This window comes from Acinetobacter tjernbergiae DSM 14971 = CIP 107465, assembly GCF_000374425.1.
Lineage (GTDB): Bacteria > Pseudomonadota > Gammaproteobacteria > Pseudomonadales > Moraxellaceae > Acinetobacter > Acinetobacter tjernbergiae.
Genome location: NZ_KB894366.1, coordinates 35,615 through 50,272 on the forward strand (window position 1 = coordinate 35,615; position 14,658 = coordinate 50,272).

At 38.5% G+C, this 14,658-nt stretch carries 11 protein-coding genes; 2 read left to right on the forward strand and 9 right to left on the reverse strand.

Translation table 11 applies throughout. The features are described from left to right. Positions 1–6: 6 nt before the first annotated feature. From C502_RS0111275 to C502_RS0111290, 3 genes are all read right to left on the reverse strand, one after another. Positions 7–4,344 carry an AMP-binding protein gene (locus tag C502_RS0111275; protein WP_018678925.1) on the reverse strand — a complete coding sequence of 1,446 codons (4,338 nt, stop codon included), beginning with the start codon at positions 4,342–4,344 and terminating at the stop codon, positions 7–9. 97 nt (positions 4,345–4,441) lie between these two features. Next, positions 4,442–4,984, reverse strand: coding sequence for a YbhB/YbcL family Raf kinase inhibitor-like protein (locus C502_RS0111280; RefSeq protein ID WP_018678926.1), 543 nt, complete (start codon positions 4,982–4,984; stop codon positions 4,442–4,444). 458 nt (positions 4,985–5,442) lie between these two features. Next, the gene (locus C502_RS0111290) at positions 5,443–6,054 is read right to left on the reverse strand and encodes a LexA family protein (RefSeq protein ID WP_018678927.1); all 612 of its coding nucleotides are present in this window, start codon (positions 6,052–6,054) and stop codon (positions 5,443–5,445) included. 291 nt (positions 6,055–6,345) lie between these two features. On the opposite strand from C502_RS0111290, the gene C502_RS0111295 reads away from it, so the two are divergent. Next, complete coding sequence (locus tag C502_RS0111295) at positions 6,346–6,573, forward strand: hypothetical protein (protein ID WP_018678928.1); 228 nt, start codon at positions 6,346–6,348, stop codon at positions 6,571–6,573. Positions 6,574–6,648: 75 nt separating this feature from the next. Here C502_RS0111295 and C502_RS0111300 read toward each other — a convergent pair whose 3' ends face one another. The 5 genes from C502_RS0111300 to C502_RS0111325 all read right to left on the reverse strand — a co-directional run bounded on the left by C502_RS0111300 (position 6,649) and on the right by C502_RS0111325 (position 12,332). After that, the gene (locus C502_RS0111300) at positions 6,649–7,521 is read right to left on the reverse strand and encodes a class I SAM-dependent methyltransferase (RefSeq protein WP_018678929.1); all 873 of its coding nucleotides are present in this window, start codon (positions 7,519–7,521) and stop codon (positions 6,649–6,651) included. A gap of 94 nt (positions 7,522–7,615) precedes the next feature. Continuing rightward, the gene (locus tag C502_RS0111305; protein ID WP_018678930.1) at positions 7,616–9,136 is read right to left on the reverse strand and encodes a flavin-containing monooxygenase; all 1,521 of its coding nucleotides are present in this window, start codon (positions 9,134–9,136) and stop codon (positions 7,616–7,618) included. A gap of 95 nt (positions 9,137–9,231) precedes the next feature. Further along, entirely contained in the window at positions 9,232–10,056 is an 825-nt protein-coding gene (locus C502_RS0111310) for an SDR family NAD(P)-dependent oxidoreductase (protein WP_018678931.1), read from the reverse strand. 38 nt (positions 10,057–10,094) lie between these two features. After that, complete coding sequence (locus C502_RS0111315) at positions 10,095–11,069, reverse strand: metal-dependent hydrolase (RefSeq protein WP_018678932.1); 975 nt, start codon at positions 11,067–11,069, stop codon at positions 10,095–10,097. A 303-nt stretch (positions 11,070–11,372) separates the two neighbouring features. Further along, entirely contained in the window at positions 11,373–12,332 is a 960-nt protein-coding gene (locus tag C502_RS0111325) for a metal-dependent hydrolase (protein ID WP_018678934.1), read from the reverse strand. A 489-nt stretch (positions 12,333–12,821) separates the two neighbouring features. On the opposite strand from C502_RS0111325, the gene C502_RS0111330 reads away from it, so the two are divergent. Further along, on the forward strand, positions 12,822–13,439 hold the full coding sequence (locus C502_RS0111330) for a TetR/AcrR family transcriptional regulator (protein WP_018678935.1): 618 nt from the start codon (positions 12,822–12,824) through the stop codon (positions 13,437–13,439). Positions 13,440–13,491: 52 nt separating this feature from the next. Here the strand turns inward: C502_RS0111330 and C502_RS0111335 are convergent, their stop codons facing one another. Then, complete coding sequence (locus C502_RS0111335) at positions 13,492–14,598, reverse strand: OmpA family protein (protein WP_018678936.1); 1,107 nt, start codon at positions 14,596–14,598, stop codon at positions 13,492–13,494. Positions 14,599–14,658 lie beyond the last annotated feature (60 nt).

A 14,658-nucleotide genomic window follows, 5' to 3' on the forward strand; every position in this document is an offset into this window, starting at 1 on the left:
AATTTTTTATATGCCTCGATGCTGGTAGTGGTCATCTAAGATCATGTTTGTTTCTAATATTTCAGGCTGTAAAATCGCCTTTTCAACAATTGCAATGACTTCATTGAGGTCTTGCGCAGCCATAATTTCTGCCATAGAGAATGATACTTTCTGTCCAGGTAAAGAAAACTCAGACTCAAGAGCATTGACAAATCGAACAATCCCCAGTGATGCAAGCCCATTATCATTCAGGCTAAGTTCTCTATTTACCTCAAGCCCAGAGATTTTTGCAGCAGTTTCTAGCACAACCTCTGCGGTATCTAAAACAGGCTTGCTATCGTCTGTACCACTGCCCACCGATTTGATCCATCGAATAATCATTGCAACCAAATTGCGAAGCAAGGTATCTGCTGGCTGAATTAACTTTGCAAAAATAACGACTAAACCAACCACATAGAAATATTCATACCATTCAACAGGAACTGGTTCAGGACTAAACCAATAGAAACTTTTACGATAATCCCACCAGTTCCACCATTCACCACCACGCGTGGCTGCGTAGTACCATTGCCCAACCATTTGATGAAATAGAAAGCAAGCATAAGCAGTAGGTGCAAGGAATTGGAATGGACTCATTCTTAACAGTCTGGCAGTAAAGCCCTTACCTGTACTGAGTGCAAAAATCCAAAGTAAAGTCAGTGGCGCAAATGAACGGCTGTAGATTTCATCCCAAATACGATTGGTTATTGCAGGATCCGCATAACTATTTGCACCCTCAGGTCTCATGAAATAAGCATCTACAGGAACTTGGGTTACTTCAGGGCCAAAATGTGTATAGCCTTGAGCAATATGTGCAATACTGACGCAGATGATAATCAGTGTAATCGCATCAGCAACATAGCCCCAAATATGCGAACGTTTTTGCTCAGTCGGTCTAATAGCATCGTATAAGAATGCAGCACACATACCGACCAAGAAATACACCATCCAGAAAGGTGCAAACAGATAGAAGCCTAAGCCCATCGCATTTTCTTTACCCGCCAATGCAACCTGAGCCGCGGTAGGTATTGAACGTAATCCTGTATCAGGATCAAATAGACCATATCCAACAAAATCGACAACAAACCCGTACCAAAATCCCATTAGGATCACAACGTTCGTCGTTAATCCAATTCCTATATACATGAGAATTTTCTTAACATTACCTCGTTGCTTATACAAGGCATTGTAAATCATCGGGAATATAACGAGACATTGGAAATACATCGAAATAAACCACAGGTAAAAACCAATAAACCAGCTCGCTCCCCACAATGGCGTTGCTTGCAAACCTGTCGCATGAATTCCAAATGATAAAATGACATTGCCTAGCCAAGAGCCTTCGATCCACGGCGTTCCCTGACAATACGATGCAGTACCTTCATGAACTAAAGGTCCCCAACTAAAACTAGGTATAAACGTTGATGGATGACAACTGACAAATAAATTCCCCATCGCAAAAATAATCGCTAATGCATACAAAGGATACATCACCGCTACTCTTGCTTTTACAAAAGCAAATTTATTTTGAATCATCGCAGGCATGAGAATAGCGAGAGAAAAGCCTGCTAAGATAAAGAAGCTATTCACGTGCCATTGGAACTGACGGAGATTATTAAATGCTTCCCATGAGTTATTCGCCCCAATGTGCATAAACATGACATAACATGCCAAAATAAATCTAAACCCAGCGATTGTCTCCCAATCCACTTTTGGCTTGTCTAAGCGATTCGTATTTAAAGCGAGTTCACTGGTATTTTTAGTCGCGACTTTTTTCTCTTTGCGTTCTGAAGTTATCGCTGTATTTTGCTGATTCGGGGAAGGCTGCGTCGTTATACCTAGCGATTCTGCCATGACATTTCGCTTGTATTTTTTACTGTTCGTCATTGGTAAATCATTTTTATCAACGACTCTCCAAATCGAAGGAATTTTATGTGCTGAGACTCCTCGTTTGAGTAAAAAAGAGCGTAACTCATTTACCCACTTACTTTGATTCTCCAAACTAAATACTGGGTCAGATGAAACGATTGCACACCCCACCTCTTCACCATAAGTTTCAGATGGCACGGGAAAACATATCGCGATATCAATACTCGAATGACTGGTTAAATTGTCTTCTATTTCAGCAGGTGCAATCTGCTCACCGCCTCGTTTGATTAACTCTTTCAATCGACCTTCTAAGCTTAAATGACCAAAAGCATCAATTTGACCCAAGTCACCCGTTAAAAACCAAGTGTGGATTTCACCAGATTGAGGCAATGGCATTAAGAATCGAGATTTATTATTGGCTTCAGGATTCTCTTTATAACCAGAAAAAACAGTCTCACCTGAAATCGCAATTTCACCAGCAACACCAAAAGGTTGCGGTTTAAGAGTAACTGGATCAACGATCGCCAATGACGCAATTAATGGCACGCCAACAGAGCTCGCCTTAACCTCCCAGCTCATTTCTGTCTGAGCAGGCTGCGAAATAGGCATGAGTTCAGACATACTATAAGTCGGCAACACTGGGCAATCGTAAGTCTTCATAAGTGCCAGTCGATCTTCTTCTTTGAGCGCAGATGCACCCGAGCGAATCAAGCGCAGATTGTGTTCAGACCATACACCATCATGATCTAAATACTGCTCTCGATTTTCCTGAAGATAACGTAAAGTTGCGAGCTGGATCGTGGGTACAGCTGAATACCATGTTGGTTTCGGATTGGATTTTACCAATGCCTCAGCCATAAGTTGTGGGTTATATAAACCTTCACATGTGATCGTTGCGCCAACAGATAAACTCGCCAAGATCGAAGCAGATATACCACCAATATGATCCAACGGCATCACACTATAGGTCACATCGAATTCATTAATTCCAATACTATCCGCTAAAATTGTGCTGTTGAGAACCAAATCTTTTTGCTTGAGTGGCACAACCTTTGGCATAGAAGTCGTGCCAGAAGTTCTGAGTAGAAGGCAGTCATCATGTGCATGAGTGATTAACTCTGGCTGGTTTTCATACCCATCTAAAGAGTGTTTAAATTTAAATAAACCTGGATGTTGGGATGAAAATGGGCTGACATGATGTAATGACTTATTGTTACTTTGGCAATATTCTTCACAAGCTGCAATGACATTTTTAGCATTCACACCTTCAAATAAAATAACATGCTCGACTTGAAGTTGTTTTAATGCAGATAAGGCTTCAGCCTGTGTCATTGTGGTAGAAAGCGGAACAGCACATGCCTGAGCTGCGATAGTAAGGAAAGCAACAGCACCTTCTGCACTACCGCCAGAAGGTGCCATATATGCAACGATCTGCCCACTTTTAACTCCTACTCGTCTGAGATCACCCTCTCCCCCTGAACGAATAAATGAAAGTAAATCCCCATAAGTGGTACATATTTGGTTATTTTGCTCTCTAGCAAGCCTAAACAAAGGAGATGATTGGGCTCGTCTTTCCAATAATTCTATAATTGTGGTTGCTTGTCCTTCAGAATGAATCGAAACATGAGCGACTTGCACTTCTGTATCAATTCTTCTAGAACTGAATTTACACGAAGCTTGTTCAGTGCTTTCCGTTCTCTGGCTTGCTGATGAAATGCCTGTTATACAATGTTTTATTTCATCCTTAATCGGTTTTGCGATCGTACTACTAATTTCATGATCACTGTCCAAATAAAAAATTTGGGTATTCGGATTTTTATCATGTAGCACCAATGATTCGGACCACGGTTTTAGAGCATCATGTTGTCCAATTAAATGTATGGCTTGATTTTGACTATATTCCTCAGCACATTCTGGTAAACCTGCAAGCTTTCTCATATCCAATAGTGGAATCGCAGCACCAGCACAGGCATAAATAGAGGTTTTAAAAGGAATATTAGAATTTATATTGAACTGGGTTTCCCTACCCATGTAGCTTTGAACTGCATCCAGTAATGCAGGATCATTCGGTAAATTATTTACCAAGCTAGCAATGTATCCTCCTTGACTAAACCCATAAATTGCATCAAAAGGTCCATGTATTTCAATAGCCAACAAAACACTTTCTATCGCACAACAAATACTCTGCAATAATGCTCGATGATCTAAATTTTCCCAATCAGATTTAGGAGGTAACCATGAATACCAAGGTCCTTCAACCAATCCTGTCAATTCAGATAAACGAATATCTGGAGACTTAACTTGGATGGTGCCATTAAGATAAGTGATATCATAATCTTGGTCATTAAGTTCTAAATTCTGAAGTTGTAGTTTGGTAATTATTTTATTACTACCATTTCCATGAAGGGCTAAGATTTTTCGCTGCATTTTCGGTGTTTGGTTTTCTTGAGCAGACATGTTATTTTTCCTTCGTTTAAGAAACATGTATTGCGAATAAGATTCAACAACCTCCTGAGCTACATGTTTCAATAGCTCAAGAAGCTATTGAGATGCTTTATCGTTTATATAGAGCTTCTATCGTACTTGATGCCAACGAATGGGCTTTGACCATATAACCTGTTAATGCCCCAGATGCATCAGCAGGTAATTCCAGTTTCTTTGAAAGTGCGTACACTGTGAATTGGTAGCGATGTGCACCATGACCCTGAGGTGGACACGCTCCCCCAAATCCTTTTTGACCATAATCATTGGTCACATCAATCACATCTTTATAATCAAGCTTGCCATTACCAGATGGAATTGAAGTCACTTCAGCAGGGATATTCACCACTTGCCAGTGCCACCAACCACTACCCGTCGGAGCATCTGGATCATAAGCCATGATTGCATACGCTTGCGTCCCTGCTGGAGCACCACTCCATGACAACTGCGGCGATTTATTTTCGCCTGAACAGCCAAAACCTTGGAATTCGAACGTATTTTTCATGAATGCGCCATGCGCAATATCGGTACTTTTTAATTTGAATTCGTCAGCATGTGTGAATCCAGCAGTCAAGCCGATCAAAGGCAACATGAGTTTTAAAATAGATTTGTACATTAGGATCTCTGTTTATGGAAAACAGGGTGATCTTAATGTTTTTAATTCGTTTGAATTCTCTCTAATGCGCCATGTTTTCGCCTAAATAAATCATATCCTGACTAAATACAGATAATTTACCAACACTTCTATCAATAAAGGCTAAACAAAGTAAATTCAGGAAGACGACACAAGTTTCATGGTCACTAGAGCAAAATTCGATAAGGGCAACAATCACTGGCATAGCTGCATTCTGCCTATTCCGTTACCTTTCAACTAATTATTTAGGTTTTTATGTTGTTTCAATCAGGCAATAAAATTCAAACCGCTTGTTTTATAGCAAGACTCTTTCCAAGCATCACGAGATTCTCTCTGATACCAGTTTAAAGAATAAATAAAAAGTACTGCACTTCCGTGAAATTAGACAGTTGCTCTTGTGATAATTTATCTGAATAATGTATTGGCAAAGCACTCTAATTTTATCTCATCGGTTTCAAGTTATAAGTCACCACGCCCCAAATCAATAATTCTTGCCCTTCAGTAATATAAATATTTTGATAATCTGGATTCTCTGCTTTTAACCATACTTTAGGTGGATTGAAATGATGATCAATCATCAGTCGTTTCACCGTAAAATCATTATCAATCAAAGCAATCACAATATCCCCCGACTTTGCTGCTAGACTTCGATCTACAACCAAAGGATCATCAATATCAATACCGACATCTAACATTGAAAGTGAATTTGCTTTCACAATAAACGTGGAATTTTCATTACGAATTAAATATTCATTTAAATCCAAAGCTTGATCAACGTGGCTTTGCGCGGGAGATGCAGCACCTGCTGCCACACGCTCTGTTGCCAATGGAATACGATACACTCGATCATTCTTGGCTTGCACATTGTGAACTTTCAATGATGCTGACAAATCTGAACGTATATCTGTTTTGACATTATTCAGTAACCAATTTTTGATGAAATCAACTTGGGATTCAGGAACACGAATCACTTTGGTTGGCTCACTAAATTGAGCCTTACGTCCAGCATTTACTCGCACACCACCATGTTCAAATTCTATTTTTTTGGACATTATTTCCCCTTATCCCAGCGTTAAAAGTGTGCAGTTAATTTAACTTGAAAAAGTTACAAATTCAAGTTGACGTCGTATAAATTTTGCATAACAATGAATTCTATAGATCATATTTTAGCTTGTTTAATTTAAACATGGATGTAAATAGACTAAAATTAATGATTAAAATCAAAAACTTAAATAAAAACCACTTTTCTAAATAGTGTTAAGTTATTGATCTAATTCATTAATATATTTGATCTCTCAGCAGATAGTTTTTATTCAAATATTTTTGATGTGGAGACATGAAAAATGAACAATCAACGTGATGCTATTCTTGGCTATACAGATGAACAACATGCTTACTTTATTCGTCTTATCGAGAACAATACAATCCTAGGTCATAGCTACGGTTTGTTTTGTGAAAGTCCTGATAGCGAAGCCGCAGAAAGTATAATGACGACTCTATTTTTAAAAAAATCTTTCTGGCTCAACGGCAGTGAGTTCCAGAATGTTGTACAAGGTTTACAACCACTTTAATCAAAATAATCAGCAAAAAGATCACAATCCTGCTTTAGCGACAACGGGCTAAAGCAGTTGGGCATGGACGAGGAGCTAATCCAAACGTAGATGTAACATATGCGTTGCAATGGTATGACGAATCTGATCAGGTCGGGCTTGAAAATAACGTTCAGTTAACCCAATGCCTGATAAATCTTCAGCCACTTTATAACCCAGTTGGTTAACCGACTGATGTAATATTTTGGGTCTAAATTGCCCTTTTAATGGCTCTTTTAAGAATCGGGTAAATTGCGAAACAAAGAGACTACCAAAACGTTCAATACCTGATAGCTCTCGATAATCAATCGAGTAATCCATCACCACCTCACTTTTAGCAGCAGCAATATTGGCGATACTTTGCAAAGTGTTTAAGGTCGTTTGTGGCTCAAGGTAATGTGTTGTACCTAACCATGAGAAAAATGCTGCTTGATCCTGTTTAAAACCACTTCTTGCCAAAGCATCTGCAGTCGACTCTTTCTCGAAATCAATCGCAACGAACTCAACATTTGCTGGAATTTCACCGAATTGGCTGAGTTTTTTCTGTTTTGCGGCCTGTGTATCAGGATGATCAACTTCAAAGATACGTAAATTGGGATATTGCTGCGCCTGACGTAACGTAAAAGAGTCTAATCCTGCGCCCACTAACACATATTGTTGTGTACCTTTCAGAATAGCTTGTTGCAATAAATCCTCTGCATAACGTGATCGACCTACCACTTGACCCGTTAATAAACCAAGTGTTCGATTAAATACAGAGGAATTCATCACTTTTACGGTCAGAGGCGTTGTTAATAACTTTTTCCAGCCTTTACTGGTCAACTCAAAGGCAAAAGGATCAGAAAACACTGGGTTTTTAGCATTTTGAAAGTGATTGGCACGTAATGCTGCCGCAGCTTCTGCGGTTCGACTTGATTGTCCTTCTTTCATATTTCTTGCCTCCATTATTTATATCTTGCAAAAAATAAGCAGCAAATCCCATCCTGAGATAGAATTTACTGCCCTTTTATGACTTATCTAACAATTAGTGAGTTTTCTCAGTTTGATAAGTCACTTGATAATCATTCAGATCCATATGTTTTAAACGTTTTTTCAATGCTTTTAGTGACCACGGCCAAGCCGCAAAGTTACGACCATTGGCATCTAAATAATAGCTCTTACAACCACCTGCATTAAATACCGTGGTTTTAAGATGCTTTTGCACCAAATCATTATGCTTTTTGATCACTTCGGGCTTGATATTTAGCTTACTGATACTTTTTTCTTTGATCTTCAACAAACCATCCACAATATAATCCAATTGTGCTTCTGCTAAGCCAATGAATGAATCATAAACCAATACGTTTGGACCCAAGATCAAGAAAGCATTTGGTACATTTTCAATACTTGTACCTAAATACGCTTCTGGTGAACTACTCTTCCATAAGTCATTCAGGCATTCACCTTTTTCATTTAACACACGCTTGCCAATTGGCGGATGTGAAACTTCAAAGCCTGTCCCCCAAATAATCACATCAACTTCATGACGCTCACCATTCGCTGAAACAACCGTATTCCCCTCTACTTTCACCAATCCATGTGGGATTAATTTGGTATTTGGCTGTTGTAACGCTGGATAATAGTTGTTAGCAAATAATAAACGCTTACAACCAATGGTAAAGTTTGGCGTTACGTTTTTACGTAATTCAACATCTTCAATTTGGAAACGTAAAATCAGTTTGGCTAACTCACCAACTGGTTTTAATACCGCTGGATTGCGTAAACCAAAGTTAATCGCATTCAGTGATTGTGCAACGGTTTTACGCCATGTTTTTTGGATTAATGGGAATTTTTCAATCAACGCTTTGCTGACATCACCTAAATCTGTATCAGGTTTTGGAACAACCCAAGGTGCAGTACGTTGATAAACATATAATTCTTTGGCTAAAGGTTGAATCTGTGGCACAAACTGAATTGCTGATGCACCTGTACCAATGACAGCAATACGTTTGCCCGTTAAATCGTAATCATGATTCCATTTTGCTGAATGGAACATCTCACCTTTAAATGTTTCTATGCCATCGAGCTTTGGAATTTGTGCTTCTGTGATTGGGCCTGTTGCAAAAACCACAGTCCTAGACAAATATTGCCCTTTATTGGTCTCAATCACCCATAAATTACGTTCAGTATCCCAAGCTGCATTTAACAATTCCGTACCAAATTCAATTTTTGAACTCACATTGAATTTTTCGCTAACTTCTTCTAAGTAATTCAAAATCTCAGGTTGACGAGCAAATAGATGACTCCATTTCGCACTCGGCGCAAATGAATACGAATATAATGCTGATGGCACGTCACAACCACAACCTGGGTAGGTATTTTCACGCCAAGTTCCGCCTACACGTGTCGCTTTTTCGATGATCTTGTAATTGGTATAACCCACTTGGTCAAGACGAATTGCTGTTGCAATACCTGAGATACCTGCCCCCACGATAAACGTATCATAGATGTGCTGTGGTAAAGCCTTGCCTTCAGTTGAGTTTAATTTTTTTGCTTGAGCAGTCATTTACAATATCCTTTTATTCATTCAACTAAAATAAGCCTGTCATCATCGGACTTGCGCTTATTCCATCGATCAAAATCTTTTGTCACTTAATGGAATTACTTCATAAATCTGTACGAGTTGCCCAAGAATTTGGCATATAAATTCGGTGCAGCGCGTTTCATTAACCAAAATAACTTGGCATCAATTTGTGGAATGGTATAAAGCTGATCTTTATCCAAACGATCTAAAGTCAGTTTTGCGACCTTATCACTGGTGGTAAATGCCAAATTGGTCAAGGCATAATCCAAAAGACCTTTATGCGGCACTTTGCCATTTTTAATAATGTTGGTTGGAACAAGTGTTGGGCAAAGCACATTCACTTTGATGTCAAACTTTCTGAGTTCAGCAGATAAGGTCTCAGATAAAGCACGTACACCTGCTTTAGTCACATTATATGCAGTCATTTCTGGCGCAGCGGTATAGGATGCTGCCGAAGCTACATTAATAATCGCTCCATGACCCAGTTGCTTAAATTTAGGGACAAAATAATGGCAACCATGCACCACACCCCACAAATTCACATCCGCAACCCATTTCCAATCCGCTAAAGTCATCTCATCAAACTTGCCACCTAAGCCAACGCCTGCATTGTTAATGACCAATGTGGTTGGATGCTGCATCAGTTGTTCAGCTTGTTCAGCCAATTTTTCAACTTGCTTGGCATTCCCTACATCACATTTTACTGCGAATGCTTTTGCACCTAAGTTTTCAATTAAACTTACGGTTTCTTTGGCTGCGTCTAAATCAATATCTGAACACACCACAGTCCCACCACGTTTTGCCAGTTCAAGTGCAAAACTACGACCGATCCCACTTCCCGCACCAGTCACTACAGCAAATGCTTTTTGACTTGGTTTTCTTTTTTTACCAAATAATTTCATCTTTGTTTCTCAGCAATCTCGTGTTTACCTTGACCAAGTTATGCAGATGCTGCACGTACAGGCGGTACAAACTCTTTAAGGAAATATGGGGCTAATAGACCTGTTTCAGGGTTTAACAAGCGCTCTTTGTAATATTCCATATAAGCAGTCGTATCATGATCATTTGGGTGAAAGCTTGGGCGTAGATATTCCAAAATGTGCATAAAACTACTACCAAATACGCCACGCTCACTACCGAACAATAACGCCGTACTTTCCACGACATCTTTCATATAACGAGGATTAATCAAATGACTTGGCTTACGTACAAACGGCATTAGATAACCACCGAGTGATACACCACCCAAAATTGTTAAACTTGCCAACAAGAAACCTGTAATTCTGAGCCAGTAATCACCTGATAACTCAAGAAATACATCATAAGCAATATCCTTATGCTCAGATTCTTCAAGCATGTGCCACATCCACATTGCACGTTGTCTTTCATCTTGTGAGCCAAGTAAATAGTCTTCATGCTGCATCATAAATTCAGCGAGAACTGCCGTGTAATGCTCAATGCCTGCCATTAATGACAGTTGTAAAGATTGCGGCAGCTTGTAAATGCCATAATCAAAAACTTTCCCTGCAATCGCACGAAGCAATTCCACGGGATAACCATTTTCTTTCAAAACCTCATCGTTAAATTGGTTATGAATTTTTGAATGAATCGCTTCCTGTCCAATCAAAGAAGTCAGTCTTTGTTTTAAAATTGGATCATGAATAAAATCACGATGATGACGTGCGGTTTCAATCACCACATCTTCACCAAAAGTTAAGAAAATCGATAGCGCATGAAAATAAGAGGTCGCTAATTCTTTGTTTAAGAAAAACTTTTCATCCAATTCTGCTGGATTAAATTTAAAATCAAAATGACGAATAGGAATCGGTGATTTATTCACAAAATTCTGAATAATTCCCTGATATTTAGTACTGAATTTATCGGAAAAAACATTTCGAATAACTTGAGCGACCATGACTTGATCCCCATGAAGAGAGTAAAAATAAAATCAAAGCGTTACACATCAATTCAAACCATAATGTTGTCTATAAGATTATTTCTGCAACATTTACGATTTCAATGCTTAAAAAATTTAAGTCCGATGGCATCGCTCTTTTCATCCTAGAAAATCTTTGAACAGATATTTTCTGAAGAAACGTGTTTGCATAGTGCACGAGCAAAATAGAGGCAACAAGAACCAAATTGCTCATAAAAACCTGAGCTTTTTTGCCAATTCGATGCATCAACATGACTGCGCACTTATGAGCTACAACAGAGACTAAGCAGCTTGAACTTTCGGTGTAAATTGCTTAACAAAGAAAGGATGTAACGCGCCACCTTCAGACAATAATTTCTTTTCGTAGTATTCAAAATACGCAGAAGCATCATGATCATTAGGATGAAAATTAGTACGCAGATAATCAAAAATTCGACCTTGTGTACTACCAAAAACACCATCTTTCGGACTAAAAACCAGTTTTATGCCACGGCGTGTATCTTTCCAAAATTTTGAAGTCAGCATCTCTTGAGGCCTACGCAAAACAGGAACAAATGTTGCGGCAAATGGAATCAAACCTAAAATCGTAAAATATGCGAGGAAGAAGCCAGAAATACGCAGTGCATAATTACCATTCAACGTTTGATAAACATCATAAGCGACATCTTTATGCTCAGATTCCTCTAACATGTGCCACATCCAAAGCGCACGTGTTTTAGCATCATCAGAAAAATAAAAGTTTTGCTCATGTGCCATCATGTATTCAGCTAATACAGCCGTAAAATGCTCAATCCCCGCCATTAAAGAAAGTTTTAATGGTTGTGGAAATTTTAAGAAGATATGATCAAAAAATTGCTCGCCCAAGAAACGATAAAGTCTCACTGGATAGCCAAGCTCAACAATTGCATCATTAAACTCATTATGAAGTTTTGAGTGAATCGCTTCCTGACCAATCAATGAGGTCACACGCTGTCTTAAAATAGGATCTTTTAATAAATCACGATGATGACGTGCTGTTTCAATAACTAAGTCTTCACCATAAGTCAAAAATACAGAAAGTGTCGCAAAGAAAATGGTCGCGAATTGATTGTTCATATAAAATGATAAATCGACTTGCTTGCCTTCAAAACCAATTGCGAGATGTCGAATTGGAATACTTTTTTTACTTGCAAAATCAATTTGCTCAGTTATCGGGTTAGATTTAAATAAACTTAAACCTTTCTTTAATGTGTTGCTAATCATGGCTACACCTACCTACTTCACTTGAGCGTCATTTGCCCTTTACATTCTTTGAATCAGGTTCATCTCTTTTCGTATCACTACATATTTTTGAGTTACGAAAAAACATTCGGGAGATTTTAGTGAACCTGATGTCCTACTAGAAACAATGTAAACCGATCTTATGTTCGGATTCAATTCGGGTAAAATTCCCCTTTTACATGAGACAAAGCAACGTATATAAATGCCTCTTTCTACTTTAAATAGTGAATTATTAGAATCTACAAAAATTCAACTTAAATGATATATATCAATAATATAGATAATTTTTTAAATTCTAAACTTTGGCAGGAAAATCTCTTTCTTTGCTTGAATGAATATTTTTATTACAAATAAAAACTCGATATTAAAAAGTATGTAATTTTATTTGTTCGGATTATACCTATGAGCCTTTTACTTCATACGACAGCATGTTAGTCTGACGTTATGTTCGGATTTAGATAACAATACTTTATGACTACTCGTAAACCACGCCAGACTCGATCAAAGGTCACCGTAGACACCATTATTGAAGCAGGTTTTATTGCTGTTGCAACAAATGGGACGAGTGGAACCACAACACGGCACATCGCCGATATTGCAGGTGTTAGTGTCGGCTCTTTATACGAATATTTTAAAAATAAAGAAGAAATCTACGATGCAATGGCAAAATCATTTGTCAAAGAAGTGCTTGATATGGTTAAAGAGCTTACACCGATCATCGTTGAAATGGAGTTAGAGCCTTTATTTGAAATGATTTTCTATACCTTTCGTGACTTGCTGACGAGAGACAATGATCGTTATCTGATCTGTCTCCGATACGCGACTGAACTCAAATATGAACGCTATATCGGACAAATCGAAATGGCATTAATGGAAGTACTGATGAAATATATGATGCGTCATCCAAGATATTTGAAAATAAATAATCTGAGCGTAACTGCGTATATCAGCATTAATAGCAGTATTTTTAATGTAGCGCGACATCTCATTTTGCCTAACCCACAAATCAGTTTTGATGAAATGGTGAAAGGTTTAAGCAATATGATTATTAGCTATATTGAAACCGAATTAGCCAAAGCAGAAAGCTAAAAAGAGCCTTATGGCTCTTTTTTAAAATCGCTTAAGCTTTTGGGATTAAGCGCTATTTCTCTATCTGTAGATCTTGGCGTTGCTTGAAGGTCATGACTTCTTTTCCTTCAGGGTCAACATATATCAATTCTACCCTACGGCTTAAAGCATGACCGAACTTCCGATTTTCATCATCAATGGTTTGCTTTTTCCCTTTTGCTTCAACCGCAACTCGATCTAGATGAATGCCTTGTTGCTGAAGATATGCAAGTACACTCTTTGCTCGTCTCATCGAAAGTTTCAAATTATATTGTTCACTTGCACGAGCATCAGTAAAGCCATATAAAGTCAATGTATAGGTTGGGTTCTCTTTTAAGAACGCCACAACTTGATTTAATACGTCAATTGATTCTTTAGACAAATTCGATTGATCCAAAGCAAAATGAACGACATTGGGTACATTGGATTGAATAATCGGTAATGGTTGAGGAACAACTTTTTGTTCAGGTGACCAAATCGGCCATTGTCCCTTCACACCATGACATCCTTTATCATCACCATTCAACTCTTGCAAAGATGGATAAGTGACTTTAGGTAATTCTTGAATTATTCCAGACTTACAAGCAAATGCTTTTTGATTTGCCTGATCTATAAGACTTTGAGCAGATAAAAATAACTCTCTCGAATGTCTCCATCCAAGTTCACAGTGTTCAGCAGCAGCCCAAACTAACATGACCTCAGCTTGAGCAATCTCAGCTTGAGCACATGAGAAACCCTCATGTTGCTTCAATAACTCCGCATTTGCCCAAAGATCTCTACGCATTACACTTGATTCAGAAAGTATTGGCGTCGTTAGGCTCAATTTTTCAATTTGCCCTTGTTCTAAACCCTCAATAATCTTTCTTGCCTGTTCGAGTGCTTCTACTCGAGCAGAACTCAAACTTTTCTCACTGCCCTCGTGTGCTGCATAACCCAACCACGCTAAAGCTTTTACAGCCTGATAATAGCTAATATTTTCTGATGGCTTTAGGTACGGTAAAAGGCGCGTTTGTAAAGCTGCGACCTGTTGATCTTTTGGATTAAACGGTTTCTGCTGATCCACATCTTGAACCAATAAACGAGTTGGCTCTCCAACTACAACTTGCTCAGATACAGACTCAGCAAATGCAAAACTACTCATCAGAAGCAGACAAGCAGATGCTCCAATATAAAAAGGAGAACACATTCTATATACATCATT

What these genes read in the sequence shown, in the direction of transcription:
- C502_RS0111335 (WP_018678936.1), bottom strand. Translation starts at nt 14,598, where the DNA reads ATGAGTAGTTTTGCATTTGCTGAGTCTGTATCTGAGCAAGTTGTAGTT.
- C502_RS0111315 (WP_018678932.1), bottom strand. Translation starts at nt 11,069, where the DNA reads ATGGTCGCTCAAGTTATTCGAAATGTTTTTTCCGATAAATTCAGTACT.
- C502_RS0111275 (WP_018678925.1), bottom strand. Translation starts at nt 4,344, where the DNA reads ATGTCTGCTCAAGAAAACCAAACACCGAAAATGCAGCGAAAAATCTTA.
- C502_RS0111295 (WP_018678928.1), top strand. Translation starts at nt 6,346, where the DNA reads ATGAACAATCAACGTGATGCTATTCTTGGCTATACAGATGAACAACAT.
- C502_RS0111330 (WP_018678935.1), top strand. Translation starts at nt 12,822, where the DNA reads ATGACTACTCGTAAACCACGCCAGACTCGATCAAAGGTCACCGTAGAC.
- C502_RS0111280 (WP_018678926.1), bottom strand. Translation starts at nt 4,984, where the DNA reads ATGTACAAATCTATTTTAAAACTCATGTTGCCTTTGATCGGCTTGACT.
- C502_RS0111305 (WP_018678930.1), bottom strand. Translation starts at nt 9,136, where the DNA reads ATGACTGCTCAAGCAAAAAAATTAAACTCAACTGAAGGCAAGGCTTTA.
- C502_RS0111290 (WP_018678927.1), bottom strand. Translation starts at nt 6,054, where the DNA reads ATGTCCAAAAAAATAGAATTTGAACATGGTGGTGTGCGAGTAAATGCT.
- C502_RS0111310 (WP_018678931.1), bottom strand. Translation starts at nt 10,056, where the DNA reads ATGAAATTATTTGGTAAAAAAAGAAAACCAAGTCAAAAAGCATTTGCT.
- C502_RS0111325 (WP_018678934.1), bottom strand. Translation starts at nt 12,332, where the DNA reads ATGATTAGCAACACATTAAAGAAAGGTTTAAGTTTATTTAAATCTAAC.
- C502_RS0111300 (WP_018678929.1), bottom strand. Translation starts at nt 7,521, where the DNA reads ATGAAAGAAGGACAATCAAGTCGAACCGCAGAAGCTGCGGCAGCATTA.